Source organism: Aeromonas oralensis, assembly GCF_049665575.1.
GTDB lineage: Bacteria > Pseudomonadota > Gammaproteobacteria > Enterobacterales > Aeromonadaceae > Aeromonas > Aeromonas hydrophila.
The window spans coordinates 3,156,811-3,172,255 of sequence record NZ_CP187186.1; the positions used below are offsets into that span (position 1 = coordinate 3,156,811).

The 15,445-nt window shown below is 64.0% G+C and carries 12 protein-coding genes and 2 pseudogenes; 4 read left to right on the plus strand and 10 right to left on the minus strand.

What is annotated here, in order from left to right:
• Window positions 1-59: 59 nt before the first annotated feature.
• Genes ACPDZI_RS14615 through ACPDZI_RS14635 form a run of 5 tightly spaced genes read right to left on the minus strand, consistent with a single transcriptional unit; the run spans window position 60 to window position 5,549 of the window.
• The gene (locus ACPDZI_RS14615) at window positions 60-3,269 is read right to left on the minus strand and encodes an efflux RND transporter permease subunit (RefSeq protein ID WP_438833375.1); all 3,210 of its coding nucleotides are present in this window, start codon (window positions 3,267-3,269) and stop codon (window positions 60-62) included.
• Window positions 3,262-4,296 (minus strand): efflux RND transporter periplasmic adaptor subunit, encoded by a 1,035-nt coding sequence (locus tag ACPDZI_RS14620; RefSeq protein ID WP_438834582.1) that lies wholly within the window; start codon window positions 4,294-4,296, stop codon window positions 3,262-3,264. The genes ACPDZI_RS14615 and ACPDZI_RS14620 overlap by 8 nt, the downstream gene beginning before the upstream one ends.
• 41 nt (window positions 4,297-4,337) lie before the next feature.
• Window positions 4,338-4,808, minus strand: coding sequence for a YeeE/YedE family protein (locus ACPDZI_RS14625; RefSeq protein WP_076360110.1), 471 nt, complete (start codon window positions 4,806-4,808; stop codon window positions 4,338-4,340).
• A gap of 13 nt (window positions 4,809-4,821) precedes the next feature.
• Window positions 4,822-5,235, minus strand: coding sequence for a YeeE/YedE family protein (locus ACPDZI_RS14630; RefSeq protein ID WP_438833376.1), 414 nt, complete (start codon window positions 5,233-5,235; stop codon window positions 4,822-4,824).
• The gene (locus ACPDZI_RS14635) at window positions 5,235-5,549 is read right to left on the minus strand and encodes an ArsR/SmtB family transcription factor (RefSeq protein ID WP_120415175.1); all 315 of its coding nucleotides are present in this window, start codon (window positions 5,547-5,549) and stop codon (window positions 5,235-5,237) included. The genes ACPDZI_RS14630 and ACPDZI_RS14635 overlap by 1 nt, the downstream gene beginning before the upstream one ends.
• Window positions 5,550-5,637: 88 nt before the next feature.
• Here ACPDZI_RS14635 and ACPDZI_RS14640 point away from each other — a divergent pair.
• The 4 genes and pseudogenes from ACPDZI_RS14640 (at window position 5,638) to ACPDZI_RS14655 (ending at window position 8,833) form a co-directional block, all read left to right on the plus strand.
• Window positions 5,638-5,824 (plus strand): annotated as a pseudogene (locus tag ACPDZI_RS14640) (YgaP family membrane protein).
• Between the two features lie 55 nt (window positions 5,825-5,879).
• Entirely contained in the window at window positions 5,880-7,151 is a 1,272-nt protein-coding gene (locus ACPDZI_RS14645; protein ID WP_146061605.1) for an NAD(P)/FAD-dependent oxidoreductase, read from the plus strand.
• A 375-nt stretch (window positions 7,152-7,526) separates the two neighbouring features.
• On the plus strand, window positions 7,527-7,901 hold the full coding sequence (locus tag ACPDZI_RS14650) for a hypothetical protein (RefSeq protein WP_011706773.1): 375 nt from the start codon (window positions 7,527-7,529) through the stop codon (window positions 7,899-7,901).
• Window positions 7,902-8,104: 203 nt separating this feature from the next.
• A complete protein-coding gene (locus ACPDZI_RS14655) occupies window positions 8,105-8,833 on the plus strand; it encodes an MgtC/SapB family protein (RefSeq protein ID WP_024945078.1) in 729 nt (242 codons plus the stop codon).
• A gap of 77 nt (window positions 8,834-8,910) precedes the next feature.
• Here ACPDZI_RS14655 and ACPDZI_RS14660 read toward each other — a convergent pair whose 3' ends face one another.
• The 5 genes and pseudogenes from ACPDZI_RS14660 to ACPDZI_RS14680 all read right to left on the minus strand — a co-directional run bounded on the left by ACPDZI_RS14660 (window position 8,911) and on the right by ACPDZI_RS14680 (window position 15,388).
• On the minus strand, window positions 8,911-9,936 hold the full coding sequence (locus ACPDZI_RS14660) for a substrate-binding domain-containing protein (protein WP_438833377.1): 1,026 nt from the start codon (window positions 9,934-9,936) through the stop codon (window positions 8,911-8,913).
• 27 nt (window positions 9,937-9,963) lie between these two features.
• On the minus strand, window positions 9,964-11,379 hold the full coding sequence (locus tag ACPDZI_RS14665) for a glycoside hydrolase family 32 protein (RefSeq protein ID WP_438833378.1): 1,416 nt from the start codon (window positions 11,377-11,379) through the stop codon (window positions 9,964-9,966).
• Window positions 11,379-12,742, minus strand: a pseudogene (locus ACPDZI_RS14670) (sucrose-specific PTS transporter subunit IIBC). Before ACPDZI_RS14670 ends, ACPDZI_RS14665 begins: the two are co-directional and overlap by 1 nt.
• A gap of 83 nt (window positions 12,743-12,825) precedes the next feature.
• On the minus strand, window positions 12,826-13,782 hold the full coding sequence (locus ACPDZI_RS14675) for an aminoimidazole riboside kinase (RefSeq protein WP_438834583.1): 957 nt from the start codon (window positions 13,780-13,782) through the stop codon (window positions 12,826-12,828).
• A gap of 115 nt (window positions 13,783-13,897) precedes the next feature.
• A complete protein-coding gene (locus ACPDZI_RS14680) occupies window positions 13,898-15,388 on the minus strand; it encodes a carbohydrate porin (protein WP_017410717.1) in 1,491 nt (496 codons plus the stop codon).
• Window positions 15,389-15,445: the final 57 nt, after the last annotated feature.

A 15,445-nucleotide genomic window follows, 5' to 3' on the forward strand; every position in this document is an offset into this window, starting at 1 on the left:
CCAGCGCCCCAGCCACCTGAACGTGTGAAACGAGAGGGGCCACCCAGGTGGCCCTTCTGTCATTGTGCGCCCGGCTCGGCTGCCGCGAGCGCGACCCCAGGGCGCGACATCAGGCTGTAGTAGAGCAGCGGGATCACCACCAGAGTGAGCAAGGTGGAGACCAAGATCCCGAAGATCAGGCTGATGGCCAGTCCGTTGAAGATGGGATCATCGAGGATAAACAGGGCTCCGATCATCGCCGCCAGCGCCGTCAGCATGATGGGTTTGGCCCGCACCTGCGCCGCTTCGATCACCGCCTGCTCGAACGCCACTCCGGCGCTGCGCTGCTGCTCGATAAAGTCCACCAGCAGGATGCTGTTGCGTACGATGATCCCGGCCAGGGCGATCATCCCGATCATCGAGGTAGCGGTAAACTGGGCCCCCAGCAGGGCGTGGCCCGGCATCACCCCAATGATGGTGAGCGGAATGGGAGCCATGATGATGAGTGGCACCAGATAGGAGCGGAACTGGGCCACCACCAGCAGATAGATGAGGATCATCCCCACCCCGTAGGCTAGCCCCATGTCGCGGAAGGTCTCGTAGGTGATCTTCCACTCCCCGTCCCACAACAGCGCCACCTCCCCCAGCTTGTCGGGCTGCTGGACGTAATATTGGGGCAGGTCGATATCGGCACCGGCGGCAAACATGCCGTAGAGCGGGCTGTCGGTATGGCCACCCATGTCGGCAACCACCATCACCATGGGCTGCATGTTCTTGTGCATGATATAGCTGGGGGCCGCCTCATCACGGCGACTCACCAGCTCGGAAACCCGCACCAGCTGGCCGCTCTGGCTGCGCACCTTGAGGGCCAGTACGCCCGCCAGATCCCGTTTGTCACCGAGAGCCAGTTCGATGCGGATCGGCACCGGATACTTGGCGCCGTGCCCCTGCAGCCAGCTGGCATCCTGATAACCAACCCCGCCATTGAGGGTGTTCACAAGGTCGCCGAGATCGACCCCGAGCAGGGCCGCCTTGCTGCGATCCACCACCAGCCGCCACTTGGGCTGCGGGTCGGTCAGATAGATATCCACATCCACCAGATCCGCCGTGGCCACAAAACGAGCCTGTACGGCGCGAGCGGCCGCTTCGCGGGCGGCCTGAGTCGGGCCATAGATTTCAGCAACGATGGGGGACCAGACCGGCGGGCCGGGCGGCACCTCAACGACTTTCAGGTTGCCCCCTGCCGCACTGGCGATGGCCTGCAGCTGTGCCCGCACCGATTGTGCGATCTGGTGACTGCTGCGATGGCGCTCATGCTTGTCCACCAGGTTGACCTGAATATCCCCCACGTTGGCACCGCTGCGAATGAAGTAGTGGCGCACCAGCCCGTTGAAGTTGATAGAGGCGGCGGTGCCGGCGTAAATCTGGTAATCCTTCACCTCGGGCACCTTGGCAAGCTCTCGTCCGACCGCCAGCAGGGTGCGCTCGGTCTGCTCCAGGGTCGCTCCCTCCGGCATATCGAGCACCAGCTGGAATTCCGACTTGTTGTCAAAGGGAAGCATCTTGAGCACTACCCACTGCACCATGGGCATGGCGGCGGCAGCCCCGACCAGCAGCAACACCACCAGCCAGAGCTTGCGTCTGGCGCGCTTGGCGCCATCACCGATCAGGAAAGGGGTCATCAGCCGGTGAAAGAGACCAGCCTTGGCCTCGCCGTGGGTACCGTGCACCGAATCCTTGAGCAAATGGCTCGCCAGCCAGGGGGAGAAGATAAAGGCCACCAGCAGGGAGATGAGCATCCCCATGCTGGCATTGATGGGGATGGGGCTCATGTAGGGGCCCATCAGGCCGCTGACAAAGGCCATCGGCAGCAGTGCCGCGATGACGGTCAGGGTCGCTAGTATGGTCGGCCCCCCCACCTCGTCCACCGCCCCCGGAATCAGATCCTTGAGGGAGCCCTTGCCCAAATCGCGATGGCGGTGAATGTTCTCCACCACAACTATGGCGTCATCCACCAAGATGCCGATGGAGAAGATCAGCGCGAACAGCGACACCCGGTTGAGGGTAAAGCCCCACGCCCAGCTGGCAAACAGGGTCAGCGCCAGGGTGATGACGATGGCCACACCCACCACCAGCGCCTCGCGCCAGCCCATGCTCACCAGCACCAGCAGCACCACCGCCGTGGTGGCAAAGATCAGCTTGCCGATGAGGGTGTTGGATTTGGTCTCGGCGGTGACGCCGTAGTCACGGGTCACCGTCACCTCGACCCCAGCCGGGATGAGTCGATTCTTGAGGCTCTCGACCCGTTCTTCCACCCGCTTGGCCACCTCGACCGCGTTCTGACCCGGCTGCTTGCCGATAGCCAGGGTCACCGCCGGATAACTGCGATCCCCCAGCCCCATCCAGCTGCGCTGCACCGGGGTCTCCTGACCCAGCGAGATCCTGGCCACCTCCCCCAGATAGACCGGCTTGCCGTCGTGCAGCCCCACCACCAGCTCACGGGCCTCCTGCTCGCTTTGCAGGAACTGCCCCACCTGCACCTTGATCTCCCGGTTGTCCTGCTCGATGGCCTGTGTCGGGCCCACCTGATTGGCGGTCGCCAGTCGCTGGCTCAGCTCGCCCCAGCTGATGCCGTGGGCGCTGAGGGCTGCCGGATCCGGCATCACCCGCAACACGGCACTCTGGCTGCCCAGCGTGTAGATATCGCGGGTACCGGGAATGCGCTTGAGTTCGGTCTCCAGCTCATGGGCGACCCGAGTCAGTTCGGGAGCCCCCAGTTGCTTGCTCCCCTCTTTGCTCCAATCTTTGCTCCATAAGGTCAAACTGACGATGGGGACATCATCGATCCCCCGGGGTTTCACCAGCGGCTGGCCGACCCCGATCCCCTGTGGCAACCAGTCACGGTGGGAGTCGAGCTGGTTGTTGAGATCGACGATGGCCTGCTCCCGGCTCACCCCCACCTTGAACACCACCACCAACAGGGCGCCATCAGGGCGAGAGAAAGAGTAGAGGGTATCTATCCCCTTTATCTGGGAGACCACCTGCTCGGCAGGGGTGGTGACGAGAGACTCCACCTCTGCCGGCGTGGCGCCCGGGAAGGGGATATAGACATCGGCGAAGGTGACATCGATCTGCGGCTCCTCCTCCTTGGGGGTCACCAGCACCGCAAACAGGCCGAGCAACAGCCCCACCAGTGCCAGCAGCGGGGTGATGGCCGAGCCCTGAAACAGCGCCGCCAGCCGACCGGCAGGCCCCAGCCTCTCCTTGTTTCCGTTCAGCTCGCTACTCATGAGCCACCTCCTGCTGCTGCGCCCAGGCATCGGGGGCCAGCTTGTCACCGGCTTGCAGCCCGGCCAGGATCTCGCACTGCCCTTCAAAGCAATGGCCTACCCGCACCGGCGTTAGGGCCCAGCCAGCGGGCTGCTGCAGATAGACGCCGTTGAACTCCCCTTGCCGCAGCAGAGCGCGATCCGGTACCTGCAACACCTGACGTTCACCCTGCTTGAGCTGCACCTTGAGCCACATGCCGGGCAATACCCCGGTAGTTTGCGACGGCAAGTCGAGGCGCAGCCTGAAGGCGTGGCTCTGGCTATCGGCATAGTTGAAGCGGGTCAATTTGACCGGGATAACGGCCCTGCCATCCGGCAGCAGCACCTGCACATTAGCAGGCGACCGAGCGAGCGTCAGGGCGGATTGAGGCAACTCCACCTCCACCCGCAGTGTGTCGAGGGAGAAGCCGGAGAGCAGCGGGGTGCCGGGGGCAACCGTCTCCCCCAACTCCACCAGCCGTTTGGTCACTACCCCGGCGTAGGGAGCCAGAATGCGGGTATAACCGTAAGCCTCGCGGGCCTGAGTGAGGGCCGCATCGGCCGCATTGACCTCTGCGCGGGCGGCGCGATCAGTCGCCTGGGCATTGTCGAGCTGGGCGCGGGTGATCACCCCCTTGGCAATCAGCGCCTGAAAACGGGCAAGCTGGCGTTCGGCTTCCACTTGCTGAGCCTGCGCCCGCGCCAGCCGCGCCTCGGCCCCCATGACGGCGGCAAACTGCTCCTTGCCGCTGATCTCCAGCAGCGGCTGCCCCGCCTGCACCTGATCGTTCACATCCACCAGCATGCGGGAGACCCGGCCGCTGGTCTGGGCCGCCACCGTCCCCTGATGGATGGCACTGACGGTGCCATCCAGCGTCAGCCAGTCGGTCACCGGCTGTGGCGCCACTGTCAGCAAGGGCTCTGGCTCCCCTTCCGCGGCCAGGGCGGATGTCATGGTCTGCGATGTCATCACCAACAAGGTGATCCCCAGCAACCGGATCTTTTCCATCATTACTCTCCTTCCCTGGCATCATCAGTCACTTCACGGGATCAGGCGGTATGGGACTGGCGCACCTTATCCTTTCCCCGAGCTGGCGCCTTGGTCAGCACCCTGGCCAGCCCTCTGTCAAACAGCAAGATCCCGGCCACCATGGCCGCGATAAACAACATTATCATGGGCTGCCCGCTGGAAATGAGACTCAGAGCAGGCCCAGGACAGATGCCCACCAATCCCCAGCCGATACCAAACAGCGCAGCCCCGCCAATCAGGCGACGATCCAGCACGGGAGCGGGAACCCGGGCCATGGGTTCCCCCAGCAGGCTCAGGGGGCGGGGTTTCACCAGCAGAAAATATCCCGGCATAAAGACCAGCAGGGCGCCCCCCATCACGAAGGCGAGGCTGGGATCCCAGGCCCCGGCAAGATCGAGAAAACCGGTGACCCGGGCGGGATCCACCATGCCGGAGATGGCCATCCCCAGCCCGAACAACACCCCCGCAAACAAACTTGTCAGCAACTTCATGGCAATGAGCCCCTTACAGCAGATGATGAGTGACGAAGACGGTGATAAAGCCTGTCGCCATAAAGGTGAGGGTGGCGACAATGGAGCGCAGGGAGAGCCGCCCCATGCCACAGATGCCGTGGCCGCTGGTACAGCCATTGCCAAGACGGGTACCGATGCCGACCAGCAAACCAGCCATCAGCACCACTGGCCAACCGGGCAAGGTGGTGAATGCGGGCATGGTGGCCCAACCCAGAGTCAGCGCCAGCCAGGCCCCCGCCCCGAGCCCCAGCAGAAACAGCACGCGCCACGGCGCGCGGTGTTGCAAGGCACCGGCCAGAATGCCGCTGATCCCGGCCACCCGGCCGTTGAACAACATCAGGATCAGGGCCGCGAGCCCCGCCAGCATGCCGCCGCCCAGAGAGAGCAGCCATTGGCTTTCCATCATCAAGATTCCTTATTTTCTGAGTGACAAAAGTGGGTTTGCAGCGCCGCCAGCACATCGGCGGCGGCCTCGCTCACCAACGAGTAGTAGATCTGCTGGGAGACCTTGCGCGAGCGGATAAGGCCGTAGCGCTTCAATACCGACAGTTGCTGGGAGAAGGCCGACTGGCCGAGTTGGCTGTGAGCCAGCAACTCCCCGACGCCCTTCTCCCCCTCCACCAGCTGGCAGAGCACCATCAGGCGTTCGGGATGAGCCAACGCCTTGAGCAGGGAGGCGGCGGCTGTCGCATGTCTGTTCATCTCGTCGAATTGGCTCATAAGAGTAAATTAGCAATTGCTGATATTTGTTCTATTGTATAAAACAACACTAAATTAGCAACACCTAAAGTAAGTAAGGAGAAAGACCATGACAGTAGATAACGGAGTCAGAATCGTCGCGGGTTGCATGTTGCTGCTCTCGCTGATCCTTACCACCTGGGTTCATCCGGGCTTTGTCTGGTTGAGTGCCTTTGTCGGGGTCAACCTGATCCAGAGCGCGTTCACCGGTTTCTGTCCGGGCCGCGATGATCCTCAAACGGATAGGATTTAAATAACCGGGTCGGAAGACCCAGGCTCACATGAGCGTGTAATCAACGCAGGAGGCTGAACATGGCAACCGTCATCGTCATCGGCGCGGGTCTGGGGGGCATGTCTGCCGCCTACGAACTCAAGGCCGAACTCGGCAAGCAGCATGAGGTGATCCTCATCAACGACAAACCGGACTTTGAATTCACCCCCTCCAACCCCTGGATTGCCGTCCAGTGGCGGGAGCGCAAGGAGACCTCGATCCCCATCGAACCCTATGTGAAGAAGAAGGGGATCCGCTTTATCCATGCCGCCCTGACCGAGCTGCAACCGGCGGCGCAGCAGCTCACCCTCTCCGATGGTCAGACCCTGCGTTACGACTTTCTGGCGATCTGCACCGGCCCGGCCCTCGCCTTTGACGAGGTAGCAGGGGCCGGCCCCGAATCCGGTGGCACCACCAGCGTCTGTACCCTCTCCCACGCCGAAGAGTGCCGTCACAGCGTCAGCGCGCTGGTCGACGAGCCAGGCCCGGTGATTGTCGGCGCCATGCCGGGAGCCTCCTGCTTCGGACCCGCCTACGAGTACGCGTTCATCCTCGATCGCCACCTGCGCGACAAGAAGGTGAGAAAAAATGTGCCCATGACCTTTGTCACCAGCGAGCCCTATATCGGCCATCTGGGTCTCAATGGCGTGGGCGACTCCAAGGGGATGCTGGAGAGTGAACTGCGGATGCGCGACGTGCAGTGGATCTGCAATGCCCGCACCGTGGCGACCCAGAATGGTCAGATGACGGTAGAGGAGCTGGATGAAGACGGCAACGTCAAACGCACCCACACCCTGCCCTACAAACATGCCATGATGCTGCCCGCCTTTGTCGGCATTGCGCCACTGCGAGGCATCGCGGGACTGGTCAACCCCCGCGGCTTTGTCATCGTCGACGAGCACCAGCGCAACCCCACCTTCCCGCAGATCTATGCCGCCGGGGTCTGCATCGCCATTGCGCCCCAGCACAAGACGCCGGTGCCGACCGGCGTGCCCAAGACCGGCTACATGATTGAGGCGATGGTGCGCACCTTAAGCCACAACATCAAGGCGGAGCTCAATGGCCAGCCGCCGGTGACCAAGGCGGTGTGGAATGCCATCTGTCTGGCGGACATGGGGGACACCGGCGCCGCCTTTGTCGCCATGCCGCAGATCCCGCCGCGCAACGTCGCCTGGTTCAAGAAAGGGAAGTGGGTCCATCTGGCCAAAATCGCCTTCGAGAAGTACTTCCTGCACAAGATGCAGGTGGGTGATACCGAGCCCATCTACGAAAAACTGATGCTCAAATACCTCGGTATCGACAAGACTGAATGACCTCGCAGACCCGGCAATCGCCGGGTCTGCTTTTGGTCATGCGGCACAGTAAAACTGGGCTTTCGATTATGTTTCAAGATGTTGCTGCGGGCGGCGCGGGGTTTACCCGGCCCGCCACCTAGGCTATCATTCGAGCCTCTTATCAATAGCGGAGACCATCAGTGGGCAACTCATCAAGTGACAGTTGTAGACCGACTCTCGTCGTCGGTACCCGGGTCGCGAGCTAGCCGCAGGTCTTCCTCTGCCGCATGCTCGCAGCCTTGCGAGAAGCGGAAATCCACTCCCCTCTTCTCTTTTTTACACTTGACGTCAGGTGACCTGGCTTTGCCATGACACCTTGCCTGCATAGTTTCTGCTTCCCACAAGGAGGCTGCTATGCGTTTTATTTCAACTCTGTCCGTATCCAACCGGACTCACCCCCTGCTGAGCAGACTGGGCCGTGGCTTGCTGCCACTCTGGCTGCGTGGCAAACCGCGCCAGCACCACTACCGGCTGCAGATCCGTTGCGAGGATCGGGCCGACATGGAGCAGGTGCTGGATCTGGTGAACCACACCCTGCAACCGGCGGGCCTGCAACCCCTGCAGTCCCTGCGACCCGGTCGCAGCGGCGGGCGGGAGCTGGTGCTCAACCTGCACTGTACCCCGCCCCAGCGTCGCTATCTGGTGCAGTTCGTGCATCAGGTGGGGGTACATCACCCGGTTCGCTGGGAGCTGCATCCCCGCCGCGACCCCGAACTCGTGCTCAATTGATCGTGCACGACTGAGATCCGGGGCCAGCCATGCTGGCCCCTTTCAATCTGTTTCACCGCCCTGCCCGCCATCCTGGATGGACGGGCCGGGCGCCTCGTGCGTGTTTCTCGTCAACTCATGGCCTGCACGCACGGGGCCGTTGGCGGGAGTACCGTCCCCTCGCCCGTCTTCAGAAAGGCCATCTGCAACAGAAGGAGTACGCCATGAGAATGTGGCAGCAATTCGACATGATCTCTCTGCTCGACACCCTGGCCAGCCTGCTGCTGGCCTTCGTGCTGGGCAGCCTGGTAGGGCTGGAGCGCCAGTACCGCCAGCGCACCGCGGGCCTGCGCACCAACGTGCTGGTGGCGGTGGGCGCGGCCCTGTTCGTCAACCTGGCCCAGCGCATCTATGACCTGCACGGCGGCACCTATGGGGTGGTGCACGTGGTGGCCTACATCGTCTCCGGTATCGGCTTTCTCGGCGCCGGCGTCATCATGCGTGAATCCGGCAACATCCGCGGCATCAACACCGCGGCCACCCTGTGGGGCGTGGCGGCGGTTGGCGCCGCCAGCGGGGCCGGGCTGGCCATGGAGGCGATCCTCGGCGCCTTGTTCGTGCTGGCCGCCAACACCCTGCTGCGCCCGCTGGTCAACCAGATCAACCGCCGTCCGGTGGACAACACCGACACCGAGGTGACCTATCGGGTGACCGCCCTCACCCAGCGCGAGTACCAGAAGGAGGTGTTGCACTGGCTGGAAGAGATGCTGGAGCAGGCCAACTACCCGTTGAGCGAGCTCGACATCGAGCCCTTCGGCGAGCGGGATCTGGAAATTTCGGCAGTGCTGCTGGCCACCTCCATCGATGGCGACGAGCTCGACGCCCTGATGGTGAAGCTCGGCATCCACCCCCACATCAAGCAGGTGTTCTGGCGCGCCAGTACCACCGACTGACACCAGACTCCGCTATTGAAAAAGCAAAAGCCCCGCCACTGCCGGCGGGGCTTTTGCTTTTCAGCATGCGGGGGAGATCAAGCGACCCGGGCAGCGAGCTGACTGCGCCAGCGGATGCGCGGATTGATCACCAGGGCAGTCTGGGGCGGCGGGTTGCCCGCGATAAGCTTTTGCATCAGCTCGAAAGTCGCCCGGGCCAGAGCCGGACAATCCTGGGCCACCGAGTCGATGCGCATGGGGATGCAGTCGAGCAGGTCGTGATCGTCGAAGGTGCACAGCCGCATACCCGTCTCCATCAGCCCCGCCTCGTTGAGGTAGCGCAGCACCCCCTCCAGCAGGGTGAAGGAGGCAGTAAAGAGCCCCTTGGGCGGCGAGCCGAGCTCGGCCACCAGCTCGGCCATCAACTGATAGCCCGAGCTTGGCTGGTAGTCGCGGTGGCGCACCCGGGCCGGGTCAGCCTCCAGACCGGCGCGGTGCAGCCCCAGCTCGTAGCCTGCCAGCCGGTGACGGCTGGGGGAGAGATCCAGCAGGCCGCCGAAGTAGTAGATCTCCTCGCCGCACTGGCCGGCCATCTCCTGCACCAGCTCGGCGGTGGCCTTGCAGGCATCGGAGATCACCATGGGCAGGCGCGATTCGCCGATGTGTCGGTCGAGCTGCACCACCGGCAGGCGGTCGTGAATGCGAGCATAGATATCGTCGCTATGGCCACTGGAGGCGACAATCAGCCCGTCCACCTGGCGGCTGATGAGGTTGTCCACCACCCGCTGTTCCAGAGTGGGATCATCCTCGGAGCAGGCGATGAGCAGCTGGATGCCCGCCTCCCGGCAGTGGGCCTCGAGGGCGCGGGCGATGCTGGCAAAACCGAAGTTGGTGAGATCGGGGATCACCAGCCCCCAGGTGTAACTGCGGGTCTCGCGCAGGGCGCGGGCATGAAAGCTCGGCTGGTAGTGGCACTCGTCCGCCACCGCCTGGATCCGCTTGCGGGTGTCGTCGGCGATGCGGTACTCCGCACTCTTGCCGTTGAGCACCAGACTGGCGGTCGCCTTGGACACCCCCGCCAACTCGGCTATCTGGGCAATCGTGATCCGTTTCTTCTTCTCCACCTGGCCTCCCGGCAAACTGACACCGGGCTATTGTACTAGGCAGGCCGCCAGCGGCCAGTGATCGAGGCAAATTTTGCCGCCCGCGACCTGTTTACCCGGCGCAAGCTGCGGCCCTGGCCCAGGGAAGTAGCGCGCCGACAGGGTATGGCGGCCGCCATCGACGAAACACTCGAGACTGGATCGATCGCACAAGACGGTGATGCCGCCGCCCAGCCAGGAGCAGCATCGCTCCTCCCACTCTCCGCTCTGCCAGTTCAGGCGGCGCAGCACCAGGCGCCCAGGCTGCCAGCACAGCTCGGCCACGGCGCCAAACCAGAGACTCCCCTCGCCGCACAGCGCCAGATCGAGCCAAGCCGAGTCGATGGCCAGCCCCGGAAATTCGCCGAGCGCCCCCTCGAAGCGGGTCTGCTCCCCCTTCAGTGCCGCCAGCTCTGCCACCGGCCGCTGGCAGAGCCAGTCGCCTTGCCAGAACAGCTCCCGCGGGCAGCTCATCTGGTGCAGCCAGCCATAGGGGATGGTGGGCTGACTCATCTCGTTCTCTTCGGGCAGTCCCAGCCAGCCAAACAAGAGGCGGCGACCCTGACTGTCTCGGGTGGTTTGCGGCGCATAGAACTCGAAGCCCCTGTCCAGCTCGTGGAAATCCCCGTGCGCGAAGCGCTCGCCGTCGAAGTCACCCGCCAGCCAGCCGCACTGGTAGAGGTTGCGATAATCCTCTCCCTGCGGGGCAATCCCCTGCGGGCAGCTGATCAGCACATGGCGATCATCCAGGGGGAAGAGGTCCGGGCACTCCCACATATAGCCAAACTCCCCGAGACCGCCGTGCCCGCTGCCGGCGATGGGGCCCACCAGCGTCCAGGCATCCAGGGTGTCGCCGCGATAGAGCAGCACTTCACCCTTGTCATCCTGGGTGCGAGCACCCAGCACCATCAGCCACTGCCGGCCGTCGTGCCACACCTTGGGGTCGCGCACATGGCCGCTGTAGCCTTCAGGCAATTCCAGCACGGGCCCCAGCTTGGCAAAACCGCCCTCACCATCGGCGCGGGCCAGACACTGATAGGCGGTACGGCCGCCATCCGGGTATTTGACATTGCCGGTGTAGATGAGGGCCAGACGCCCCTGCTCGTCGCTCACCGCTGAGCCCGAATAGCAGCCGTGGCTCTCATAGGCTTCGGTGGGCAAGAGCGCCACCGGCTCGTGCTGCCAATGCAGCAGATCGGTGGAGGTGACATGCCCCCAGCCCTTGTTGCGGTGCTCGCAACCGAGCGGGTTCCACTGGTAGAAGAGGTGGTAGCGCCCGCCGTGCTCGATGAAGCCGTTGGGGTCGTTGAGCAGCCCCACCGGGGCCGCCAGGTGCCAGCGCGGCCGATGGGGATCGGCCGCCGCCTTGAGCTGTCCGGCCAGCAGCGACCGGACAATTTGATTGAGCAATGCGACGTCTTTCATCACTCCACCTTGTACTTGAGCAGGTAGGAGGCGACGAAGGCGGCGCCAAAGGCGATCACCAACCCGACGATGTAGTGAATGAGGCTCATGGGCTGGACAATGGCCATTCCGGGAATACCGGTCAGCCCCACCGCCGTCATGCCGACCTTGGCCGCCACCACGTAGGCGCCGCCGCAGGCCCCGCCGAACAGACCGGCCAGGAAGGGCTTGATGTAGCGCAGGTTGACACCAAAGATGGCCGCTTCGGTGATGCCGAGCAGACAGGACATGGCTGCTGGCACGGTAATGGCCTTGATCTTGACGTCGCGAGTCTTGAAGTAGACCGCGAGACAAGCCCCCCCTGGGCCACGTTGGCCATGGCCCAGATGGGCAGCAGGAAGTTGACGCCAATTTGCGGATTGGCCAGCAGCCCCGCCTCGATGGCGTGGAAGCTGTGGTGGATGCCGGTGATGACGATCAGTGAATAGGTGCCGCCGAACACCAGCCCCGCCAGCCAGCCTGCCTGCTCATAAAGCGCGCTCAGACCGAACGAGATGCCATCCCCCAGCACCCGCCCGGCGGGGCCGATGAAGAGCAGTGCCACGAAGCCGGTGATGATGACGGTCAAAAACGGGGTGAGGATCAGATCCAGGGCGTCCGGAATGCGCCTTCTCAGCTGCTTCTCCAGATGGGACATAAACCAGACCGCCAGCAGCACCGGGAAGACGGTGCCCTGATAGCCGATCATGGCCACGTCCAGCCCGAAGAAGTCCATGGTCTTGAAGCCACCGGCCACCCCCCAGGCATTGGTCAGCGCCGGGTGGGTGAGAATGCCGCCGAGGGTTGCCCCGAGGTACGGATTGCCGCCAAACTCCCGCGCCGCCGTAAAGCCGATGAGGATCGGCAGGATGATGAAGGCCGCCGAGCTGAACATGTCGAGCATCACAAACAGGGCGCTGTCGGCATTGACCCAGCCGTAGGTGCGCACCATGCCGAGCAGCCCCATCAGCAGGCCCGAGGCGACGATGGCCGGAATGATCGGCACGAAGATGTTGGAGAGGGTCCGCGCCAGCCGCTGGGCCACGTTGAGCTTGGCCGTCGCCATGTCGGTCAGCTCTGCCTTGCTGGCGGTGCCGGTACCGGTCAGCGCCACGAACTCCGCATAGACCTTGTTGACCAGACCGGTGCCGAAGATCACCTGGATCTGGCCCGCGTTGCTGAAGCACCCCTTGACCCCCTCCAGCTTGTCGATGGCGGCCTTGTTCACCTTGCTGTCGTCCGCTAGCACCAGCCGCAGCCGGGTGGCACAGTGGGCGGCGCTGACGATGTTCTCCCTGCCCCCGAGCAGGGGCACCAGATCCTTGGCTATCGCACTGATATTCATATTCTTCCTCTTATGACCCGCCACGCTGGCGGGCCCTTGTCACATGAGAGTAGGGGCTGTCGAGCCGGGCTTCTAGCCGCGGATCAACAGCCGCTTGCGCCTGATCGCAAAAAGACATCCAGTTCGGAGCGGGTCGGCAGCGCCGTCATCGCCCCCTTGGCCGTGGTGGCGAGCGCCCCGCAGCCGTGGGCCTGGGCCAGAATGGCGGGCAGTTCGGCCAGCGTCGGCAGCGATGAACGCCCGGACAGGGCCGCCAGCAGACCGGCGACGAAGGCGTCCCCCGCCCCCGTGGTGTCGAGCGGGGTCACTTTCGGCCCTACCCACTCCAGTTGTTCGCCACCCAGACGGGCCACCACACCGGCCGCCCCCCGGGTCACCAGCACCAGCGCCGGCCCCGCCATGGTGGCGAGCCCCGCCGCCAGCTCATCCAGACCGCTCAGCAGCTGCAGCTCCTCCACCGACAGCTTGACCACATCCGCCTGCGCGATGGCTTCGCGCACCAGCGGCAGCATCTCGGCCGGGTTGCCCCATACCTCGGGGCGCAGGTTGGGGTCAAAACAGACACGTCCCCCGGCCGCCTTGATGGCCGCCATGGCCTGCAGGCAGCTGCCGCGCACCGGCTCGTTGGCAAGCGCAATGGAGCAGGTGAGCAGCCACTGACCGGCGTCGAAGCGGGGCAACTCATCCGGGGTGAGGAACTGGTCGGCGCTGGGGCGCACCATGAAGGTGAAGCTGCGCTCCCCCTCTTCATCCAGTGCCACCAGCACGGTAGAGGTGCGATGGTCAGGATCGAGCCGCAGCGCGGCGATATCCACCCCCTCCCAGCTCAGGGTGTCGGCCATAAAGCGGCCAAACGGGTCGGCACCAACCCGGCCGATAAAGGCTGCCTCACCGCCAAGCCGCGCCACGCCCACCGCCACATTGGCCGGTGCGCCACCCGGACACTGGAGGTAGTGCCTCTCCCCTTCCGGGATCAAGTCCACCACCGCATCCCCCATTACCCATACACGATTCGTCACCTTGCTACTCCACTGCTGCATCGGATCGACTGCCAAACCCGGACTTTGTTTTGTTGGCTGGCATTATCAGCTAAACCGTTTTAGCTAACCAATAGATCCCGGCATCGGCTGCCATTTTTGTGATCGGGATAACGAACTAGAACCAGGTTTCCATCTGCACGCCAAAGTTCCACTCGCCGCCGGCGGTGAAGTTGCTCTGGCCCATGGCATCGTTGCTGGCGTAGTGGTCGAGCTCGGAAGACCAGTCCATCCAGGTGGCAAACACCCGAAGCTCGGGCCGCTCGAAGAAACCGGCGGTCTGCGCCTTGAAGGTCGGCGCGAAGGTGAGCTTGGTGAAGTCGCCGCTCACCGCCTGACGACCCTTGTAACCCTTGGGATCGAGATCCATGTACTGCCAGGTGGCCTCGTAGATCAGCTCGACGTTCTGGCTCAGCACCTGGGCCAGCCGGCCATTGAGGGTAACCCAGCGGTATTCGTCCCCCTTCACATAGCGATCCTTGCTCTGCTCGGCCAGCAGGGCCGGGGCGATACGCCAGCGCGGGGCAAGATCGGTGGCGCCAAACACGGCGACCCGCACCGCATCGGCGTCCGGCAGCAGCTCGCTGTCGGAGCCCAGCCCCTTGAGCTCGGCACCCAGACCGTGGCCATACAGCACCGCCGCCTTGGAGAAACCGGGGTTGATGCCAAAGAAGCTGTCGGCGTGGTAGGCCAGCAGGGTGTGGGCCCCCTTGTTCGCCGCTTCGCTGCCGGCGCCGCCGTCGTTGATGCGGGTCTCGTTGTCCTTGGCAGAGAGGCCGTTCACCATCCACTGCCAGTTGCCAACGCGGTTGTTCATGGTGAGGATGTAGCTCTCGATGTCGGAGAGACCGCTGGCGCTGATGTCGCCGTAGTCGCGCCCATAGAGAGAGAAGTTGGCCTTCCAGCTGTCGGCCAGCTGCACGTCGTAGACACCGCCGCCGGTGCCTGCCAGGAACACCACGTCCGAGTCGAGCCAGTGGATGTCGAAGTTGTCGCGGTCAAAGCGCTTGCCCGCCCACAGCACCGCATTCTTGAAGGGGCCGTCGAAGCTCGCCAGATTGCCGAGCTCGGCAAACACCTGACGGGTGTTGAGGCTGGAATCGCTGGCGGTCCAGTCGTTGCTGGTCTCCACCCCGTCCGCCAGCATCAGCTTGTAGCGGGCCCAGCTGCCATCGGCGAAGGTCTGGGTTTTCAGCAGGTTGGCCTCCATGTAGGTGTCATCCTCGTTGCCAAGGCGACCCACGGCGCCGCCCACCGAGCCGGCCGGGGTGATGTAGGGGCCGCCGCGGCCCCCATTGCCATTGCCGTTGACCAGCAGGCCCGAGCGGGCATAACCGTGGAACTCGAAACCCTGGGCCCCGGCGGTCTGCTTGTCCACTTTCTCGCTCTGGGCCTTGGCCACCACGGCCGTTTCGCGGGCTTCGTTTGCCTTGCTCTGGGCCTCATCGGCCCGCGCTTCGGCGGCGGTGGCGCGCGCCTCGGCGGCCTGCACCCGCGCCTCCAGCGCCGCCAGACGGGCCTCGATACCACCATCCGCCGCCCACAGCGGGCTGCTCATTCCCAATCCCAGCGCTACCGCCAGCGCCAACTTGTTCTTGCACATCGTCATCGTCCTCACCTGTCATCTGTTGCCCGGTCGGGCCTGTTGTTATCGACGACGAGAGCA